The sequence below is a fragment of the Variovorax sp. WS11 genome (genome assembly GCF_010499245.1).
In the GTDB taxonomy this organism is placed as follows: Bacteria; Pseudomonadota; Gammaproteobacteria; order Burkholderiales; family Burkholderiaceae_C; genus Variovorax.
The window spans coordinates 883,329-901,937 of sequence record NZ_JAAGOW010000005.1 but is presented as its reverse complement, the minus strand read 5'-3'; the positions used below and the strand labels follow the sequence as shown (position 1 = coordinate 901,937).

Genomic DNA, 18,609 nt, shown 5'->3' with positions numbered 1-18,609 from the left:
TTCAGAAGCTCCTGGGCAGGCCGAGCACATGCTCGCTCACATGACTCAGGATCATGTTGGTGGAGATGGGCGCCACCTGGTACAGGCGCGTTTCGCGAAACTTGCGCTCCACGTCGTATTCGCAGGCGAAGCCGAAGCCGCCGTGCGTTTGCAGGCAGGCGTTGGCGGCCTCCCAGCTGGCCTTGGCAGCCAGGTACTTGGCCATGTTGGCCTCGGCGCCGGCGTTCTGGCGGGCGTCGATCTTCTCGCAGGCGCGCCAGCGCATCAGGTTGGCGGCTTCGAGTTCGATGAAGGCTTCGGCCAGCGGGAACTGGATGCCCTGGTTCTGGCCGATTGGGCGGCCGAACACCTTGCGCTCGCTCGCATAGTTGCGGGCCTTCTCCAGAAACCAGTAGCCGTCGCCGATGCACTCGGAGGCGATCAGCGTGCGCTCGGCGTTCAGGCCGTCGAAGATCACCTTCAGGCCCTTGCCTTCGGTACCCAGCAGCGCTTCCTCGGGGACTTCGAGGTTGTCGAAGAACAGCTCGTTGGTCTCGTGGTTGACCATGTTCAGGATGGGGCGCACGGTGAGGCCATTGCCGATGGCCTTGTCCAGCTCGATGATGAAACACGAGAGGCCATCGCTCTTCTTCTGCACCTGGTCCAGCGGCGTCGTGCGCGCGAGCAGGATCAGCAGATCGCTGTGCTGCACGCGCGAGATCCAGACCTTCTGGCCGTTGATGACCCAGCGGCCATCCTTCCTGACGGCGGTGGTCTTGAGCTTGGTGGTGTCGCTGCCGGTGGTGGGCTCGGTCACGCCCATGGACTGCACGCGCAGCTCGCCGGCAGCGATCTTCGGCAGGTAGTGCTCCTTCTGCTTCTGGGTGCCGCTGAACACGATGGTGTTCATCACGTACATCTGCCCGTGGCAGGCGCCGGAGTTGCCGCCCGAGCGGTTGATCTCTTCCATGATGACCGAGGCTTCGGCCATCGAGAGGCCGGGGCCACCGTATTCCTGCGGGATCAGCGCCGCCAGCCAGCCGGCTTTGGTCAGCGCGCTGACGAACTCCTCGGGGTAGCCACGCTCTTCGTCGATCTTGCGGTGGTAGTCGGCCGGGAACTGGTTGCACAGGCTCCGAACCGCATCGCGGATTTCATGGTAGTTGTTGGAACCGGTTTTTTCGAGCATGGTCGTGAGGGATGAAGAAGGTGAGTGGAGTGGAAATGCGGCCTGCACTGCCCACGATGCATCGTCCGCCATCGCGCTTGCCACCACAATGCGCAAGTTTGAGAGCGAGCCTTCCAAATCTCAAAAGGCTGCTGCCCGCCGTGCTGCCCGCCTTTCTCAAGGCCAATCCCAAGGTGAACGTGGAGGTGCAGGAGCGGCAAAACCCGGAGATCGCGCTGGCCGTCCTGGAGGGAACGGCCGATGTGGGCATCGTCTCGACCCGCATGGACGTACCGGGATTGCGTGCCATCCATTTCAGCACCGATCGGCTGGTGCTGGTCGTCCCGCGCGGCCACCGGCTTGCCCGGCGCAAGAGCATCCCGTTCGCCGACACGCTCGACGAATCCCATGTCGGGATGCATGCCGGGAGCACCTTGCGCGAGCACCTGTCGCAAGTCACGGCGCTCATGGGCAAGGCGCTTCACTCTCGCGTGGAGCTGGCGAGCTTCGACGCCGTCTGCCACATGGTCGCCGCGGGCGTGGGCATCGGTGTCGTGCCCGAGATGAGTGCGCGCAGAAACCTGGCCACGCTTCCCATCGTGCAGGTGGAGCTCGCCGACGAATGGCGGGTCCGTGAACGTTTCGTGCTCGTGCGCGATGGGGAGATATTGCCGGCCTACGCGCAGTCGCTCATCGACGCGCTTCTCGCGTGTCATGGCTCGAAAGAGCCCCGGACGTAAAACGGGCTCCGAGCTCGAGGCTGGCACGCCCCAATGTCGCTGCCCGAGACGATGGCCATGACCGGACATCACAGCGTCGCGACCGTGATGGGCTACTTCCGCGCCGAAAGCGCGCTGGGCAGCAAGGTCAGCCGGATGTTCGACGAGGATTGACCGCCCCGGGCGGTTGCTGGTGCGCGAGACAGGCGAAGAACCAGCCGATCGAGTCATTGCGTACACGCAGAAGTGCGTGGTCGTGCCGCTGGATACTCCCATCGCCCTGCTGACTGTCGACCTACGGCTCCCTCCCCCCGGTCGGCAGCGAGAGCTGGAACAAGGCGCCGTGGGGTAGGTTGGACGCGACCCAGAGCCGGCCGCCATGGGCCTCGACGATCGACCGGCTGATGGAAAGCCCCATGCCGATGCCCTGCGGCTTGGAGGTACAGAACGGCTCGAAGAGCGTGTCCGCCATCTCGAGCGCGATGCCGGGGCCGGAGTCGCGCACCTCGATGCACACACCATCAGCCGCTTCGGCCGCGCAGCCGATAACCAGTCGCCGAGGACGATCGCCTGGCGCGCTCATGGCGTCGATGGCGTTGGCGATCAGGTTGAGGATTACCTGCTGGAGCTGCACCCTGTCGCCGCGTACGCTCGACAGACCGTCGGCGAGCGCCGTCTCGAGCGCGATGTTGCTACGGCGCATCTGGTCGCGCGTGAGCGCGATCACATCGAGGATGGTCTCTTTGACATCGACGAGATCCTGGCGCGGCGGTTGGCGCATCACCAGGGCGCGGATGCGGTCGATGACTTCGCTGGCGCGCTGGCCGTCCCTGGCGAGGCGTTCGAGCGAGCGCCGTGCCTTCTCGAGCTGGGGCGGCTCGGCCGCGAGCCATCGCGTGCAGGACCCCGCGCTCGAGACCATGGCCGCCAGCGGCTGGTTCACCTCGTGGGCGATGGATGCCGCCAGCACGCCGAGCGTGGTCACTCTGTTCACCCGCGCCAGCGCCGCCTGCGCCTCGCGCAGCGCTTCGGATGCGAGGACGTGGTCGGTGAGATCGCGCGAGATCACGAGCACCGCCTCCAGCCGCTCCGAGTCGAGCCGCAGCGGCGAATAGGACACCGACAGGTAGAAGCGGCCCAGCTGGGTCGTGAACCATTCCGCGAAAGTGACGTGTTCTCCGGCGAGGCAGCGGTCGAGATGCGGCTTCAAGGTGCGCTCGAAGACGTCGGTCCCCGAAAGGTCGGCGACATGCATGCCAACGATTCTCTCGGCCGGCATCCCCCAATTGCGCTCATAGACCGGGTTGACTCTTTGATAACGGTAATCTCGACCGATCACGGCCACGCCATCGGAGGCACTCTCGAACACCTGCCGCGTCAGGTACTCGGCCCGCTTTCGGGCGGCGAGGTCCGCCACGGTCACCGCCTGGAGCAGCTCGCGGCGGGTGAACGGCTTGGCCAATGTGCGTGCGGCTCCCAGCGCGACCGCGCTGTCTGCGTCCAAGCCACGTCCCAATTGGAAGAGGCCTGAGATCGCGATCACCGGGATGTCCGGGTGGTGCTGTTGCAACTCGGCGATGACGACCGCGCCACTCGTTCCCGGCATGTGGATGTCGGTGACGACCAGCGCCGGGGCCGCCGATCTCACGGCCGCGAGCCCGGCGCTTCCGTCCGCGGCCTTGCGCACCACGTAGCCGGCCGCCTCGAGCCACTCCGCCAAGGCTTCGCGCATGATCTCGTCGTCTTCAATGACGAGGATGTCGTTGGTCGTAGTCATGCTCCGTCGACGAGGGTAAAAACCCCTGACCAGTCGCTTCTTGAAAAGGTCATCCTGTCGATGCCTCTCGCGCCGATTCGAATTAGGCTACGGAGATGAAAAAAAGGAAAGCAAGCGGGAACGCGCGTGGCGGCCAAGGCCCTAGCGGTCACCTGCATCTCCCCCTTGCCGGGGGCGCACCAAGCGCATAGATTCCGACGGATCGATGTGACGAGCGAGTTCACCGATGATCCTGAAAGCGCGTGAGTCGGACACACGGTCCCCGGGCCACGGCTGGCTGGCATCGATTTCGCGGGTCCCGGGAGGCGGCATCGGGATCGCACTGCTGCTTCGCGTGCTGCTGTTCAGCACCGTGGTCACGCTGATCCTGACCATCTTGCAGTTGTCCTTGAGCTACCGCAGCGAGAGGGCGCGCCTCGAGAGTCGGTTCGGCGAGATCGATCAGGCCTCCTCGCGCAGCCTGAGCGAAAGCCTGTGGACGCTGGATTCGAAGCAACTCCAGGAGCAGCTCGATGGCATCTTGCGCCTACCTTCCATGCGCGCCGTGGAGGTTCGGGAGGCGGCTTCGTCTGCCCATGCCTTAACGGTCTTTCGCGGCGAGCGACAGACCGCCAGCGTTGTCGTGAAGGAATTTCCGCTGACCTGCTGCGGCGAACGGCCGGAAGTCATCGGCGTGCTGCACATCGAAGCGACGCTCAAGGACATCTACCGCGACATTGCGGCGCAGGCTGTCGTCATCCTCCTCAGCAACGCTGCCAAGACCTTCCTGGTCGCACTTTTCATCTTGTTCATCGTGCACCGCCTGGCGACGCGCCATCTGCAGGACATGGCCGTTTCGCTGGGCAGCGTCACCCCGGATGCAGAGGCCGTGCCGTTGCGATTGCGGCGCGCGCCTGGCAAGGGCGATGAACTCGACCAGCTGGCGGACGCCGTCAACGCGATGCGCGAGAGGCTGCGGCAGCACGCCCTGGAGCTCAGGAATGCCAATGCACGCATGGCGGCGATCCTGGACAACATCCCGGACCTCGCATGGGTCAAGGACGCGAGCGGTCATTTGGTCGCAGTCAACCAGGCTCTCGCCGCCAGCAAGGGTTTTGCCGAGCCGAGCCAGATGATCGGGAAGACCGATTTCGAGCTTCACCCCGCCGAACTCGCCAGGAGCTATCTTCTCGACGACGCTGAAGTGATGGCATCGAACGGCATCAAACGGATCGAGGAGCACCACATCAACGCCGACGGAAGCAGTACCCTGGTCGAGACCATCAAGACTGCGCTGCATGGCGGCGACGGCCGCGTGGCCGGGACGGTCGGCATTGCTCGCGACATCACCGCACGGCGGCAGGCCGAGGCGGACCGGATTGCGCGGCAGGCAGCCGAAGCAGCGAATCAGGCCAAGAGCGAGTTCCTGGCCAACATGAGCCACGAGATCCGGACGCCGATGAATGCCATTCTCGGCATGGCCTACCTGGCCCTGCAAAGCGGACTCAACTCGCAACAGCTCGACTACGTGCAGAAGATCCATGGCGCAGCCGAATCGCTGCTCAGGATCATCAACGACATCCTCGATCTCTCCAAGATCGAGGCCGGCAAGCTCGACATCGAGTCCATTCCCTTCGACCTCGGCGACGTGATGGAGGGACTGGGAAATCTGGTCGGCCTGAACGTCGAGGCGAAGGGCCTCGAGTTGCTGTTCGTCCTGCCGCCGGAGTTGCCGATGGCCCTGGTGGGCGATCCTTCGCGTCTGCGCCAGGTGCTGCTCAACCTGGGCTACAACGCCGTCAAGTTCACCGAGCGCGGGGAGGTTGTCATCGCCATCGAGATCGTCGAGCACGAGGCCCAGTCCGTTCGTCTGCGATTCGAGGTGCGTGACACCGGCATTGGCATGGCGTCCGACGTGCAGCAGCGTCTGTTCCAGCCGTTCTCGCAGGGCGACTCGTCGACGAGCAGGCGCTACGGCGGCAGCGGACTGGGGCTGTCGATCAGTCGTCACCTGGTGCGCATGATGGGCGGCGACATCGAGGTCGACAGCGCGCGGCAACTCGGCAGCCGATTCCACTTCACGCTGCGCTTCGACCTGCAGCCAAAGCCGGCAAGAAAGTCCTTGCTGCACCAGGAAGTCCTGCGCGGCCGCCGCGTGCTGGTCGTGGACGACAACACCTGCGCTCGCGCCGTGCTTGCCGACATGAGCGCCGCTCTCGGACTGCAAGCCGACACCGCGGCCGGTGATCAGGACGCCCTGCGCATGATGGAGCTTGCCGACGCGAGCGACAAGGCATACGACCTGGTTCTTCTGGATTGGAAAATGCCCGGCCTTGGCGGCGTGGAGTGCGCGCGCCTGCTGAGCGAGCGCGAATCCCGGCGCCCGCGGACATCCACCGTGCTGATGGTGACCGCCTTCGGCCGCGACGAAGTGCAGGAACAGCTGAGGGAACGAGACCTCCGCGTCGGCGCGCTGCTGATCAAGCCGGTCATCCCGGCAACGCTTTTCGAAGCCTGCAACCAGGCACTCGGCCCGTCGGCTCTCCGCTCGACCCGCACAACCAAGAGCGAGGAGGCATTGCTGCGCCATCAAGCCCACCTGCGCGGCGCGCGGATACTCCTCGTGGAGGACAACCCCATCAACCGCGAGATCGCCTCGACCGTGTTGCGCCGCGCCGGCATCTTCGTCAGCGTTGCCTGCAATGGCAAGGAGGCCCTGGACATGCTGGACCGGGAGCGTTTCGACGGCGTCCTGATGGACTGCCAGATGCCCGTCATGGACGGCTACGCTGCCACGCGTGCGCTGCGCCAGCAGCCGCAGGGGCGCGAGCTGCCGGTGATTGCGATGACCGCCAGCGCGCTGGTCGGCGATCGCGACAAGGTACTGGCAGCCGGCATGAACGACCACATCGCCAAGCCGATCAGCGTCGAAGCCTTGTTCGCGACGCTCGACCGCTGGGTTCGCCCGGCCTCGCTCGAGCCCGCGCAAGCGCCAGATTCCGCCCGCGGCGAATCGCGCACCGATTCGCTGGAAGGAATGGCTGGAATCGACCGCCGCGCGGGCCTCGACGCGATGGGCGACGAGGCCCTCTACCGTCGCCTGCTGCAAATGTTTCGCGATCGGGAAGCGGACTTCCCGGAGCGCTTCCGGGCCGCGCGCGCGACGGGCCAGAAGGAGGCGGCGATGCGCATGGCGCACAACCTGAAGAGCGTCACCGGTGCGCTCGCCGTAAGCGCCGTCCATCCCGCGGCGGCGGAGCTCGAAATGGCCTGCAACGACGGCACCGACGATGCGGGCGTCGAGACCCTGGTTCGGAAAGTGGCTCGGCTGCTCGGCCCGGTCATTTCCGAACTGCAGGCGCTCGGGCCAAGACAGCTGCGCTGAACCGGCGGCGCCGGCCAGGCATCGAGGCGCTGCAGCGGCCGTGGCCTGGTCCGGCTTGATGGATCAGCCTCACCGCCCCCGTTTGTGGTCGTACCAAAGTTCCGGCCGATTGGATGGCGTCTCGGGCGTCAGCAACGGGTTTCGCAGCTCGATGACCGTACGCTTGTCCAGACGCGCCTTGCGCAGCCGTTCGCCAAAGTGCTGAAGGAAGAGCTTGTCGAACGAGCCGTCGGCAATCGCCTTTTCGAGTCCTTGGCGGATGTCTTCTGCCAGCTTGGTGTTCTTGCGGTTCACCATGAAGTAGGAGTCGTAGACGTAGTGCAGCGCGAGGCGGGGTTCCACTTCGAGGGATTCAGCGTTGATCGCCTGCTCGTCCCAGATCTCCATGACGCTGCGCGGAAAGTAGTCGAAGCGCTTGCCCTCGAGCATCTTGAACAGGACTTCGTATTTCGGGGCGGTGATCACGTCGATGCCGTTGGCGCGGAGAATGTTCGTATCGGGCCACTCGTGTCCCTGCGCGAGCCGCACGCCCTTCAGGTCGTCCAGCGTCCTGACGCCCGCGACCAGGTCCTTGTCGCCCTTGCGGACCAGGCCCAGGCGCCATCCGAGCATGCCCTTGTTCACGGGGATGCGAATCGGCAGCAGACGCGTCTCGCGCTCCGCGGAGCTGGGGATCGGGCCGACATCGAGCGTGCGTCCTGCCTCGATCTCCAGCACCTGGCGCTCCTGGTTCATGGGGAATTCGGCCGTCTGGATCCGATACTCCGTACCGGTCTTCGACAGCGCGAGCTGCAGCAACTGCAAGGGATAGTCGAAACGGCGATCGCCGTCGAACTCGGGCCTCGGGAAGCGGACGATGTCCACGCCGGCGGCGCTCAGGTGCCAGGCAAGCATCAGGCAAGCCAACAGACGAAACATCATGGACATCATCTTCTCCTCGCCCACCCGGCTCCCGGCGGCCGATTGACGTTCTGCGGGCAACCGCTTGCGCACCGACGAATCGGATCAGCTTACATCCTCAGGTCGATCTCGTCACCGTTGCGGCCTTAGGCGCCTAAACCAAAGTCGTAGAGCGCGTGACAAACGTCCAATGGTCTTGCGCGCGCGATCGGCCTAGTCTTGCGTCAACGCTCAACGTGACCGGCAAGGACATCCAAGTGCGCAACAACCCGACCGTGGCGATTGTGGACGACGATGAGTCGGTGCGAGACACCACGAAGGACCTGCTCGACTCCGCCGGCTTATGCGCCGCCACCTTCGACTCGGCCGAGAGCTTCCTGCAGTCCAAGAATGTGCGCGCCATCCGGTGCCTCGTCGCCGACATGCGCATGCCGGGGATGACCGGGCTCGAACTGCACGGCCACCTCGCCGCCGCCGGCACCCCGATTCCCACGGTCCTCATCACCGCGTACCCCGACGAACGGGTGCGCTCCCGGGCCTTGTCGACGGGCGTGATCTGCTTTCTCGCAAAGCCCTTCAGCCCGGAAGACCTCCTCACCTGCATTGAGACCGCCCTGCGCGTTGACCGTGCGTGAGATGCACGACTCTGTTTTCCGGAACTGCTCCATCGAACTGAACCACGACGAGATCGCCATGCCCACCGCCTCCCACTCATCCGCTGCACCGTCCGCCTTCGGAGCAAAGCCATGTGCGATGGATCGGCCGTAATCCCGGACGGCGGGATGCCACATGCATCGCTGCAGAATCTCCTCTATGAAAAGAGGGCGGGGATCGCATACGTCATGATCAATCGCCCGCAGGCGATGAACGCACTGAGCCACACGGCGCTCGAGGAGCTGAGATCGGTGATGGAGGACGCGCAGGCGGACTCCGTCGTCCAAGGCGTGATCGTGACCGGCGCGGGCGACAAGGCCTTCGTCACCGGGGCCGATATCAGCGAAAACGCGTCGATCTCCGCCCCCGACGCGCAAGCGTTCACGCGCAGCGGCCGGCTTGCGTTCGATCTGATCGAGCACCTCGGCAAGCCGGTGATCGCCGCCATGAATGGCTTCACATCGGGCGAAGGGTGCGAACTGGCGATGGCTTGCACCTTGCGTCTTGCAGCGGCGCATGTGAGATTCGGCGGGCCGGAAGCGAAGGCCTTCGTTCGCGGCTTCGGCGGAACGCAGCGCCTCCTGCGTCTCGTCGGCAAGGGCCGTGCGCTGCAGCTCATTCTCACGGGGGACACGATCGACGCGACAGAAGCACACCGGAACGGCCTGGTCAACGAGATTGTCGATGCAGACCAGCTCATCCCCCGTGCCGAAGCGATCCTCGGCCGAATGGCGGCGAACACGCCGATCTGTCGTATCGCCGAGCCGCTCTAGGGAATGAAGTTCAGTCCTTCAGGCAACGGACCCAACAGAGGTACCTCGAACACTCCTTGCGTGCCGTCAGGGTCGACCGTGCGCGTGCCGCCGCTGGACAGAAACTCGGCAATCTGGCGCTGCGCAGCGATGGCATGGGGCCGGCTGGCAGGGTTGCCGATGCCGGTCATGAAGCCATGCGGGTCCTTCGGCACCGCCGGGTTGGCAGCAAAGGCGAGGTCGTTGCGGAAATAGGTGACACGATCTGCAAAGTCGCCTGCTCGCACGATGAGGCTGGAAGTCGGATTGGGCATCGTCCGGTCGCCCTTGGCCATCTGAAAGACGATGGGCTTGGCCGCTTGGCCGGGCAGCGGGCGCTTTCGGATCAGTGGCGCGTAGGCTGCGGCCGCGCCGGCCTGTTGCGCCCATTCGCCACGTTCGAACACCGCGGCGATGGCCATTGCGCCGGGAACGTGCTTGACCAGCGGCGGCTCATTGCGCAACGGCATGTTCTCGTCGAACTGCAGGTTGGCGGGGGCAGGCACGCCGGGCAGCGGAGGCAGGTTGATCAGCGAAGGCGTGCGGCCGGCAAGGCTGCTCGTCCGCAGGGAGCGCAAGGTGCCGAGCCGGGTTGCCTCCATCAGGTTGCCGCCGCCGACAACCGGGACGCCCGCAATCAGAGAGCGCTCCACGCCCAGCAGCATGGTCCCGTACACGCCGCCGAACGACTGTCCGCTGTAGCTGATGCGACGCCCATCGAAATCGGCGGCGCCGTCGCCGTCGATATCCACGCCGGCCTCGAACTGGCGCGCCAACTGCATGAGGTCGACCACGGTCTGGCGCAGCGTATCGCGTGCGCCGATCAGTCCGTGCGGCGCGGGCGCCGTGCTGCCCTCGGTGGGTGCGATGGCGCCGTCACCGTTGACATCGATGCCACGCCCACTCGCCGGCAAGGTGAGCGTCGCACCGCTGGCAAGCGTGGCCTGCAGGCTGCCCTGCGTGCCGCCGCCATGCCCCATGACATGGATCGAAGCCGTGGCCAGGCCATAGGAGGCCAAAACCGAAGCCACCGACCAGGGGGAGCCGAACAGGCTGTCGCCAAAGCCATGACCGAAGATCACCACGGGCCAGCCGCTCGCGGGCTTGGCACCGCCTGGAGCGAAGACCTGCAGCAGCAACCGGGTCTCGCCACGCTGCTGCGGCGTGCCGATGGCCGTGCCCATCGGCGGGATCTGCAGGGTGGACGTCAGGTAGTTGGGAGAACTGAAATAGGCGTACCCCACACGTGCGACGCTGCCCGGCACGACCTGAAGCGAGGCCAGCGGCTGCTCGATCTCGCTGAACTGCGACGTGCCCACCTGCCGGCGGAACACCATGCGCGTGATATCGGCCACGTCGAACAATGCGCGAGCAGGCGTGCCGTCACGCGTTGCGACCATGAAGTCCACCGAGCTCGGCGTGCGCGCCTTCACCTGATGGGCCATCTGGGCCAGTTCCGACGTCGCGCTCTGGGTCGTGAACAGGCTCGCAGCCACGGGCCGGCCCGGACCCGCAGCGACCAAAGCGAGTGCCCTCCGCAGTTCGTGGCGGTAGCTGCCCGACTCGGCCCGGTGGCCGATGGCGAGACCGCTCGCCTCTTCGAGCCACTCGCCGCGACCGATCGGCCTGCCCTGCATGTCACGCACGCGGTTCGTGACCACCAGCAAGTAGCGCGCATGGTCCAGCAGCAATTCATCGCTCTTGAACGACAACATGCGGGAAGGCGGGTCCCACGCAATCTGGTTGATGCCCACCCGGGCACCGGCGCGCAGCTCACCCGGACTGCCGACATGCAGCAGGTAGACGCTGTCGCTGGTCACTGTCGCCGGATCGATGTCGCCGGTGAAGGGAACCGTGAAGCGCGGCGTCACCGAGAAGCCGTCGAGCGTGTTGAGCACCTCGATGTCCTGGCAATCGCTCACGCGGACTGCACAGTTCGGCTTAGGCAGGGCTATGCGGCGCCCGGAGAGCTGCGTCGGATCGACGGCGGTGTAGCGGTCGCTCGGGAATGGAGCGGCATCGGGATCACTGACCGAGAATTGCACGGCGACGTTGCTGCCGGCCACGCTCGGGCCGCACGCGAAGGTGGCGGCGGTCGAGAGCAGCACGCAGCGCACGAGCGCGCGTCGTGAGTGAAACGACATTCGGATGTCTCCTTGAGTTGTGGTTGACTGTGCAGAGGCGGGTCAGTCAGCCAGCGCCGTTTCGGCGAGGCGCTGCCGCGCCGCGCAGTATTCGCGGCGGAGGCGCTCGACCAGCGCGGCGGCGGGCACCACCTGGGTCACCGCCGCGATGCCTTGGCCGCAGCCCCAGATGTCTTTCCAAGGCTTTTTGCGGTCGCTTCCGAAATTCATCTTGCTGGCGTCGCTGTGCGGCAGCGCGTCGGGATCGAGCCCCGCCGCCGCGATCGACCCGCGCAGGTAGTTCCCGTGCACGCCCGTGAACAGGTTGGAATAAACGACGTCGCGGCTGGTGCTCTCCACGATCATCCGTTTGTAGGCTGCGTCGGCGCGTGCTTCCTCGGTGGCGATGAAGGCGGAGCCGATATAGCCAAAATCGGCGCCGGCCGCCAGTGCGGCGAGCAGTGCGTCGCCGGTGGCGATGGCGCCGCTCAGGGCGAGTGGCCCGCGGAACCAGCGGCGAATTTCGTGCACGAGCGCGAATGGGCTGACAGTTCCGGCATGGCCGCCGGCGCCGGCGGCCACTGCCACCAGCCCATCGGCGCCTTTCTCCACCGCCTTGCGCGCAAAAGCGTCGTCGATCACGTCGTGCAGCACGATCCCGCCCCAGCCGTGCACGGCGTCGTTGATCTCCGGGCGCGCGCCAAGCGAGGTGATCACGATCGGCACCTTGTAGCGCCCGCAAGCCGCCATGTCGCGCTCGAGCCGGTCGTTGCTCCGGTGCACGATCTGGTTGATGGCGAACGGTGCCGACGGTGCTTCGGGATGCCGGCGGTCGTGCGCCGCGAGTTCCTCGGTGATCTCGGCCAGCCAATCGTCGAAGAGTTCGGCCGGCCGGGCGTTGAGCGCCGGCATCGAGCCAACGATGCCGGCCTTGCACTGGGCGATGACGAGTTGCGGCGTGCTGATGATGAACAGCGGCGCGGCGACGACAGGAAGCCGCAGCTTGCGAAGAGCAGGATGCATGGGTATGTGGGAGTCAGAAGATGGAAACGAATTCGCCGAGGCGGTTCCAGCGCTTGCCGTCGAACACGACCGGCTGGAGCGACTTGATCAGCCGGTAGTCGTCGGGGCTGCTGCTCACCACCACGCCGGGCAGGAACATGGGGAGCTGCACGGCCTTGATCGATGCGGCTTGCCGCAGCACGTTCTCGCGGGTGAGGTTGTCGCCGCAGGCGCGCAGGATGTCGACCATCAGCTTCGCGCTGGAGTATGCGTAGACATGGGAGCCCAGGCGCAGGTCGGCTTCCGGCCGGTATTTCTTCATGAAAGCAAGCCATTCGCGGAACGCGGCATCGTTCTCCCACTGCGGGTCGTTGGGGTCCTTGGAATACGCGGTGGAGATCACACCGATGGCCTTCTCCGGCCCGGCCGGGTTGAATACCGCGCCGATCAGCGCGGCGCCCTGGGCCAGATAGTGCGTCGGCTTCCAGCCTGTGTCGTGAACCCGGCGCAGCGTCTGGATCGCCGCCTTCGCGGTGCTGAAGCTCACCAGCACGTCCGCCCCCGCGCCGCGCAACTGCACGATCTGCGAATCCACCGTCGGGTCGGTCACTTCGTACGAAGCCTCCGCGACGATCATCGACTTGGCGCGGGCACCCAGCCCTTCCTTGAAGCCGCGCAGATAGTCGCGTCCATAGTCGTCGTTCTGGTACAGGATGCCGATCTTCGCGGTGGGCTTGTGCTCCAGGATGTGCCGCGCGTAGACGCGCGCTTCGGACGGATAGTCAGGATAGAAACTCATGCTCCAGGGGTGCCGCTGCGGGTCGTTCCACTTCGAAGCGCCGGTCAGCAGCAGCAGGTGCGGGACCTTCTTCGCGTTCGCATAGCGGTGCACGGCGGAATTGGTCGCAGTGCCGAACATGCCGTACAGCAGCAGCACCTGCTCCTGCTCCACCAGACGCCGCACACCCTCCACCGTTTTCGGCGGCGAATACCCGTCGTCGAGGCTGATGAAGTTGAGCTTGCGGCCGTTGAAGCCGCCTTGGTCATTGACCATGCGGAAGTAAGCCGCCTGCGTCTTGCCAACCTCGCCATAGATCGATGCGGCGCCGCTGTACGCCATCGTCTGCCCGATGCGGATCTCGGTATCTGACGCACCCGGATCGTATTTCTTCTGCGCGGCGGCGCTACCGCACGCCAATGCCAGCGTTGCTGCCAGTCCCAGGACGAACATCTTCATGGTTTGCTCCTCGCGATAAACCGATTTTTCAAGTGACGGATGCCGCCGGCTGCGCCGGTGGGCCAGAGCAGCACCAGCACGATCAGGATGGCGCCGTAGACGGCCCAGGGCGCAGACTTCGAGACCTGCTCCGCCACGCGCGGCACGAACTGGATGAACAGCGCGCCGTAGACTGCGCCCTGAAGCGATGACAAGCCGCCCACCACGGCGCCGACCAGCAACGTGATCGACAGGAAGATCGAAAAGCTGTCGGGCGCGACGAACTGCACCACGATGGCCGACAGGGCGCCGCCGACGCTGGTGCACAGCGCCGATACACCGAATGCGAGCGTCTTGATCCGTGCGTTGTCGACGCCCATGGCCTGCGCCGCGATGGGGTGGTCGCGCACGGCCACGACGTTCAGTCCGATCCCGCCGCGCAGCAGGTTGTGCACGGCGGCGAACAGCGCCGCCGCCACCGCCAAGCAGAAGAAATAGAGCCACTGGTCGGCATCCAGCGGCAGACCGAAAGGCGCATCAGGCTTCATCAGCACGAGGCCCTGCGAGCCTCCGGTCCAGGTCTCCAGCCCCTTGTACTTCAGCAACTGCGGCGTGGCCACGCCCAGCGCGAAAGTCGCCAAAGCGAGGTAGACGCCATCGAGCTTGAGTGCGGGCCTGCCGAACAGCCAGCCGAGCGTCCCGCCCACCAGCGCGGCGGCCGGCGGCGTCGCCCAGTAGGGCCATCCGGCATGCTCCATCAACATCGCGGCTGCATAGGCGCCCAGCGCGAAGAACGCGCCGTGACCCAGCGAGATCTGCCCATTGAACCCGGTGAGCAGGTTCAGGCCGAGCAGGGCTACCGCGTACGTGATCACGAGGGTGGCCTCGAACACGGCATAGCTTGGCAGCGCAAACGGCAGAGCGCAGGCGATCGCAAGGAGGACGGCGGGAAACAGGTGACGCGGCATTTCAGACTCTCACCACGACAGCCTTGCCGAACAAACCGTTAGGCCGAGCCACCAGCACCGCGATGATCAGCACCAGGGCGACGGTGAGTTTGAGCTCGGCACCCACCACATAGGTGCCGATCAGGTTCTCCAGCACGCCGACAATGAATCCGCCCACGACGGCGCCCGGTGCGCTGCCGATGCCGCCGAGCACCGCCGCGGCGAAGGCGTACACCAGCACGCCCGACATCATGTGGACGTCGAGGAAGACGACCGGCGCGATCATCATCCCGGCGACGGCGCCGATCGAGCCGGCGAACCCCCAGCCGAGTGCCAGCATGCGGTCGACCCGCACGCCGACAAGGCGGCTCGACACCGGGTTTTCCGCGGTCGCGCGCATCTGCAGCCCCAGCGGCGAGTGGCGAAAGAACAGGTACACCACCAAGAGCATGGCGAGCGTCATGCCGACAGCGCCGAGCTGGTGGGCGGAGAGGAGTGCGCCGGCCGCGCCGGTTTGCGGGAACGGGCTGGGGAAAGATCGGATCGCATAGCCGAACAGCCAGCCGGCAATGCTGTGCAGGATGACCAGCAGCGCGACGAACACCACCACGATCGACAGCACTGGCGCATGGCGCAGCCGGCGAATCAGCACGGCTTCGATCGCGGCGCCCAGCGTGAACGCGAGCGCGACGGTGGCGAGGAAGGCCGCCCAGTAGGGCCACCCGGACTCGATCAGCACAGACGCGATGAAGGTGCAGAACATCGCCATCTCGCCCTGCGCGAAGTTCACGTGGTGAGTGCTGCGATACACCATCACCAGCGCCAGTGCCAGGCTGGCGTAGATCCCGCCGGTCGCCAGGCCCGCCGCGAGCTGCGGCAGCAATGTGTTCATGCGATGTCTCCTCCCAGGTAGGCCGCGTGCACGGCCTCGTTGTTGCGCACGGCCGCCGCCGGCCCGTGCAGGACGATGCGGCCGGTTTCGAGCAGGTAGGCTGTGTCCGCCAGGTCCAGGGCGAGCCCGGCGTTTTGTTCGACCAGCAGGATCGCGACGCGCTGTTCGTCGCGAACGCGCCGCATGATGCGGAAGATGTCTTGCACCACGTTTGGCGCCAGTCCGAACGACGGTTCATCCATCAGCAGCAGCCGGGGCCGCAGCATGAGGGCGCGCGCGATCGCGAGCATCTGCTGCTCGCCACCGGACAGCGTGCCCGCCTGCTGATGGCGGCGCTCCTTCAGCCGCGGGAAGTACTCGTAAAGGCGCTCGAAGTCCTCGCGCACGCCGGCCTTGTCGGTCCGTGTGCATGCGCCCATGCGCAGGTTCTCCTCCGTGCTGAGCCCCCCGAACGTGCCGCGGCCATCCGGAACGTGGGCCACGCCGAGGCGCACGATGTTTTCCGTGGCCAAGGTGTCGATGCGCTTGCCGGCGAACGTGACGCGGCCATGCCGGCGCACCAGGCCGCACAGGGCGCGCAGCGTCGTCGTCTTGCCGGCACCGTTGGCGCCGAGCAGCGCGGTGACGCCTGCGGCAGGCACCTCCAGATCGATGCCGAAGAGCACGCGGCTGTTGCCGTAGCCCGCCTCAAGCCCGCGCACGTCGAGCAGGACGTCGCTCATAAGGCAAGCTCCCTTTGGTTGAAGGCCGCCGACTCGCCCAGGTAGGCTTTCACCAGTTCGGGGTCGCACCGCACCTCGGCGGGCAGGCCCTCTGCGACCTTGCGCCCGAAATTCAGTGCCACGATGTTGTCCGACAGAGCCATCACGAGGCCCATGTGGTGTTCCACGAGCAGCACCGTCAGCGCGAAGCGCCGGCGCAGCGTGCGGATCAAGAACGCGAGCTCGTCGACCTCCTGGTGATTCAGGCCGCACGCCGGTTCGTCCAGTAGCAGCAGGCGCGGCGACGAGGCCAGCGCGCGCGCGAGCTCCACGCGCTTCTGCGTGCCGAAAGGCAATTCGCCGGCGGGTGCGTCGGCCACGTCGCCGAGATGCAGCAGGTCGATCAGCTCGTCGACGCGCGCCGCCTGCGCCAGTTCTTCGCGTGCAACCGCGGGCAGGCGCAGTGCATGTGCAAGCCAACCGGTGCCGCGGCGGCAAGTGGTGCCAACCGCGATGTTCTGCTGCACCGTCAGCGTCCTGAACAGCGCGAGGTTCTGGAAAGTGCGCCCGATGCCCAGGCCCGCCATCCGGTGCTGCGGCAGCGCACCGAGCGCCTGCCCCGCGAAACGGATCTCGCCTGAATGGCTCGCGTACAGGCGCGACAGGCAGTTGAACAGGGTCGTCTTGCCCGCCCCGTTCGGTCCGATCAGCCCGCAGATCTCACCAGGCGCGACATCGAAGGACACGCGGTCCAGGGCAACCACGCCGCCGAAGCGCACTGTGATGTCCCGCACCTCGAGCAGGGGCTTGGGCTGCCGCCGGCCGCCGGAGACGCCGTATTTCATCGGCCCTCCCTCATCCGCGGACCTGCGCACGCAGCACGCTCTTGAGCACCTTGCCGGCACCCGACAGCGGCAACTCGGGCACGAAGCTGAAGGCGCGCGGGCACTTGTAGCCGGCCAGCCGCTGGCGACACCACTCGCGCAGCACCTCGCCCTCGATCGGCGCCGAGCCGGTCCGCAGTACCACCACCGCGTGCACGGACTCGCCCCAGCGGGCGTCGGGCACGCCGACCACTGCCGCCTGAGCCACCGCCGGGTGGCCTCGCAAGACGGTCTCGACCTCGCCGCCGTACACGTTCTCGCCACCGCTGATGATCATGTCCTTGAGGCGGTCGACAATGAAGAGATGGCCGCTTTCATCCATGCGGCCGGCATCGCCGGTGCGCAGCCATCCTTCGCGAAATGCTGCTTGCGTCGCCTCCGGCTGGCGCCAGTAGCCGCGCATCACCATGGGCCCGCGCACCACCACCTCGCCCACAGCCCCGCGCGGCAGCTCGCGGCCTTCTGCGTCGGCGACGAGGATCTCGGCGCCAAGGCCGGCGCGGCCCACGGAATGGAGCAGCCCGCGCTCGCGAGCCCCTGCGCGGTGGTTGCCCGGCGGGTTCATGCACACGGCGCCCGCAGTTTCCGTCATGCCATAGGCCTGAAAGAATTCGGCTTGCGGCAACGCGTCCAATGCGCGGGTCAGCAGGTCCGGCGGCATCGGCGCCGCGCCGAATGCGACGCGCGTGAGACCCTGCACGCGCTCGCGCCGGAACTCGGGCGCGTCGAGCAGCGACTGCAGCATCGTGGGTACCGCGACGATGTCGCTCACGGCGTGGTGCTCGATCGCGTCCAGCACGCGATCGGGCTGGAACCGGGTCAGCGTGTTGCATGTGCCGCCCACGACGATTTGTCCGAGCAGCCGGCCCAGGCCGGCGACGTGGAACAGTGGCGCGACGAGCAACGCCACCGAGTCCGGCGAATTGGGCAACTCCGCCCCACGCGCGACAGAGGCGGCCCAGAAGTTGGCGTGCGACAGCATCACACCCTTGGCGCGGCCGGTCGTGCCGCCTGTGTAGAGTATGGCGGCGAGCGCGTCGCCGCCCGTGCGCGTATCAGGCAGTCCCGCGTGCCCGCGCGCTTGCGCCCCGAATGCGTCCAGCGTGAGCACCTGCGTTTGGAGCTGCGGCACAAGATGCGTGAGCGATTCGTCGGCCAGCATCAGCACTGCGGCGCTGTCGGAAAGCGCATCGGCCAGTTCGGGCGCGCTCCAGCGAATGTTGAGCGGGCAGGCGACGGCCCCGAGCCACCAGCAGGCCAGAAGCGCCAGGACCAGGCGATCATCGTTGGGCGCGAGCAATGCGACCCGGTCGCCGGCGCCGACGCCGTGCCCGGCCAGGGCGGCCGCCTGCCGCGCTGTGCTTTGCAGCAGTTCGGCGAAGGTCAGGCGCCGCGGGGCGCCGTCTCCGAGATGGATCAATGCGTCCTTGCCGGGGTGGCTCTGGAGCGAGCGGTGCAGTCCTTGCGTGAGGTACATAGGGTCGGTTCAGAA

Annotated in this window: 15 protein-coding genes and 1 pseudogene; 5 read left to right on the top strand and 11 right to left on the bottom strand. The window is 66.4% G+C overall.

The genetic code is table 11. The features are described 5' to 3' along the window. Window position 1 precedes the first annotated feature (1 nt). Window positions 2-1,168: an acyl-CoA dehydrogenase family protein gene (locus GXN78_RS38855; RefSeq protein WP_106556971.1), complete on the bottom strand. Its 1,167-nt coding sequence runs from the start codon at window positions 1,166-1,168 to the stop codon at window positions 2-4. An 11-nt stretch (window positions 1,169-1,179) separates the two neighbouring features. Here GXN78_RS38855 and GXN78_RS38850 point away from each other — a divergent pair, with 11 nt between their 5' ends. Then, window positions 1,180-1,887, top strand: coding sequence for a LysR substrate-binding domain-containing protein (locus GXN78_RS38850; protein ID WP_106556970.1), 708 nt, complete (start codon window positions 1,180-1,182; stop codon window positions 1,885-1,887). A 163-nt stretch (window positions 1,888-2,050) separates the two neighbouring features. After that, window positions 2,051-2,164 (top strand): annotated as a pseudogene (locus GXN78_RS41765) (VapC toxin family PIN domain ribonuclease); the annotation flags it as partial. Here the strand turns inward: GXN78_RS41765 and GXN78_RS38840 are convergent. After that, the gene (locus tag GXN78_RS38840) at window positions 2,162-3,598 is read right to left on the bottom strand and encodes an ATP-binding protein (RefSeq protein ID WP_239143153.1); all 1,437 of its coding nucleotides are present in this window, start codon (window positions 3,596-3,598) and stop codon (window positions 2,162-2,164) included. The pseudogene GXN78_RS41765 and the gene GXN78_RS38840 sit on opposite strands and share 3 nt — an antisense overlap. 271 nt (window positions 3,599-3,869) lie before the next feature. Here GXN78_RS38840 and GXN78_RS38835 point away from each other — a divergent pair, with 271 nt between their 5' ends. Next, window positions 3,870-7,007, top strand: a complete 3,138-nt coding sequence (locus GXN78_RS38835; RefSeq protein WP_106556968.1) for a response regulator — start codon at window positions 3,870-3,872, stop codon at window positions 7,005-7,007. Between the two features lie 69 nt (window positions 7,008-7,076). Here GXN78_RS38835 and GXN78_RS38830 read toward each other — a convergent pair whose 3' ends face one another. Next, window positions 7,077-7,928, bottom strand: coding sequence for a transporter substrate-binding domain-containing protein (locus tag GXN78_RS38830; RefSeq protein ID WP_164256326.1), 852 nt, complete (start codon window positions 7,926-7,928; stop codon window positions 7,077-7,079). Between the two features lie 215 nt (window positions 7,929-8,143). On the opposite strand from GXN78_RS38830, the gene GXN78_RS38825 reads away from it, so the two are divergent. Further along, the gene (locus GXN78_RS38825; protein WP_219910072.1) at window positions 8,144-8,542 is read left to right on the top strand and encodes a response regulator; all 399 of its coding nucleotides are present in this window, start codon (window positions 8,144-8,146) and stop codon (window positions 8,540-8,542) included. Between the two features lie 147 nt (window positions 8,543-8,689). Continuing rightward, window positions 8,690-9,334 (top strand): enoyl-CoA hydratase-related protein, encoded by a 645-nt coding sequence (locus GXN78_RS38820; protein WP_106556966.1) that lies wholly within the window; start codon window positions 8,690-8,692, stop codon window positions 9,332-9,334. Here the strand turns inward: GXN78_RS38820 and GXN78_RS38815 are convergent. The 8 genes from GXN78_RS38815 to GXN78_RS38780 are packed head-to-tail and all read right to left on the bottom strand — an operon-like array spanning window position 9,331 to window position 18,594. After that, entirely contained in the window at window positions 9,331-11,496 is a 2,166-nt protein-coding gene (locus GXN78_RS38815) for a hypothetical protein (RefSeq protein ID WP_106556965.1), read from the bottom strand. The two genes, GXN78_RS38820 and GXN78_RS38815, sit on opposite strands and share 4 nt — an antisense overlap. Before the next feature lie 42 nt (window positions 11,497-11,538). After that, window positions 11,539-12,498 carry a nitronate monooxygenase family protein gene (locus GXN78_RS38810; protein ID WP_106556964.1) on the bottom strand — a complete coding sequence of 320 codons (960 nt, stop codon included), beginning with the start codon at window positions 12,496-12,498 and terminating at the stop codon, window positions 11,539-11,541. Window positions 12,499-12,511: 13 nt separating this feature from the next. Further along, window positions 12,512-13,714 (bottom strand): ABC transporter substrate-binding protein, encoded by a 1,203-nt coding sequence (locus GXN78_RS38805; protein WP_106556963.1) that lies wholly within the window; start codon window positions 13,712-13,714, stop codon window positions 12,512-12,514. After that, on the bottom strand, window positions 13,711-14,661 hold the full coding sequence (locus GXN78_RS38800) for a branched-chain amino acid ABC transporter permease (protein ID WP_106556962.1): 951 nt from the start codon (window positions 14,659-14,661) through the stop codon (window positions 13,711-13,713). Before GXN78_RS38800 ends, GXN78_RS38805 begins: the two co-directional genes overlap by 4 nt. 1 nt (window position 14,662) lies before the next feature. Further along, window positions 14,663-15,532, bottom strand: coding sequence for a branched-chain amino acid ABC transporter permease (locus tag GXN78_RS38795; RefSeq protein ID WP_106556961.1), 870 nt, complete (start codon window positions 15,530-15,532; stop codon window positions 14,663-14,665). Continuing rightward, window positions 15,529-16,254: an ABC transporter ATP-binding protein gene (locus tag GXN78_RS38790; protein WP_106556960.1), complete on the bottom strand. Its 726-nt coding sequence runs from the start codon at window positions 16,252-16,254 to the stop codon at window positions 15,529-15,531. Before GXN78_RS38790 ends, GXN78_RS38795 begins: the two co-directional genes overlap by 4 nt. After that, a complete protein-coding gene (locus GXN78_RS38785) occupies window positions 16,251-17,078 on the bottom strand; it encodes an ABC transporter ATP-binding protein (protein WP_106556959.1) in 828 nt (275 codons plus the stop codon). Before GXN78_RS38785 ends, GXN78_RS38790 begins: the two co-directional genes overlap by 4 nt. Before the next feature lie 10 nt (window positions 17,079-17,088). Beyond that, window positions 17,089-18,594 (bottom strand): AMP-binding protein, encoded by a 1,506-nt coding sequence (locus GXN78_RS38780; protein ID WP_106556958.1) that lies wholly within the window; start codon window positions 18,592-18,594, stop codon window positions 17,089-17,091. Window positions 18,595-18,609: the final 15 nt, after the last annotated feature.

Excerpts from the sequence above, each read along its gene's own strand:
- GXN78_RS38855 (WP_106556971.1), bottom strand. The coding sequence starts at position 1,168 with ATGCTCGAAAAAACCGGTTCCAACAACTACCATGAAATCCGCGATGCG.
- GXN78_RS38810 (WP_106556964.1), bottom strand. The coding sequence starts at position 12,498 with ATGCATCCTGCTCTTCGCAAGCTGCGGCTTCCTGTCGTCGCCGCGCCG.
- GXN78_RS38805 (WP_106556963.1), bottom strand. The coding sequence starts at position 13,714 with ATGAAGATGTTCGTCCTGGGACTGGCAGCAACGCTGGCATTGGCGTGC.
- GXN78_RS38830 (WP_164256326.1), bottom strand. The coding sequence starts at position 7,928 with ATGATGTTTCGTCTGTTGGCTTGCCTGATGCTTGCCTGGCACCTGAGC.
- GXN78_RS38790 (WP_106556960.1), bottom strand. The coding sequence starts at position 16,254 with ATGAGCGACGTCCTGCTCGACGTGCGCGGGCTTGAGGCGGGCTACGGC.
- GXN78_RS38800 (WP_106556962.1), bottom strand. The coding sequence starts at position 14,661 with ATGCCGCGTCACCTGTTTCCCGCCGTCCTCCTTGCGATCGCCTGCGCT.
- GXN78_RS38850 (WP_106556970.1), top strand. The coding sequence starts at position 1,180 with ATGAAGAAGGTGAGTGGAGTGGAAATGCGGCCTGCACTGCCCACGATG.
- GXN78_RS38785 (WP_106556959.1), bottom strand. The coding sequence starts at position 17,078 with ATGAAATACGGCGTCTCCGGCGGCCGGCGGCAGCCCAAGCCCCTGCTC.
- GXN78_RS38795 (WP_106556961.1), bottom strand. The coding sequence starts at position 15,532 with ATGAACACATTGCTGCCGCAGCTCGCGGCGGGCCTGGCGACCGGCGGG.
- GXN78_RS38780 (WP_106556958.1), bottom strand. The coding sequence starts at position 18,594 with ATGTACCTCACGCAAGGACTGCACCGCTCGCTCCAGAGCCACCCCGGC.
- GXN78_RS38815 (WP_106556965.1), bottom strand. The coding sequence starts at position 11,496 with ATGTCGTTTCACTCACGACGCGCGCTCGTGCGCTGCGTGCTGCTCTCG.
- GXN78_RS38835 (WP_106556968.1), top strand. The coding sequence starts at position 3,870 with ATGATCCTGAAAGCGCGTGAGTCGGACACACGGTCCCCGGGCCACGGC.
- GXN78_RS38840 (WP_239143153.1), bottom strand. The coding sequence starts at position 3,598 with ATGCGCGAAGCCTTGGCGGAGTGGCTCGAGGCGGCCGGCTACGTGGTG.
- GXN78_RS38820 (WP_106556966.1), top strand. The coding sequence starts at position 8,690 with ATGCCACATGCATCGCTGCAGAATCTCCTCTATGAAAAGAGGGCGGGG.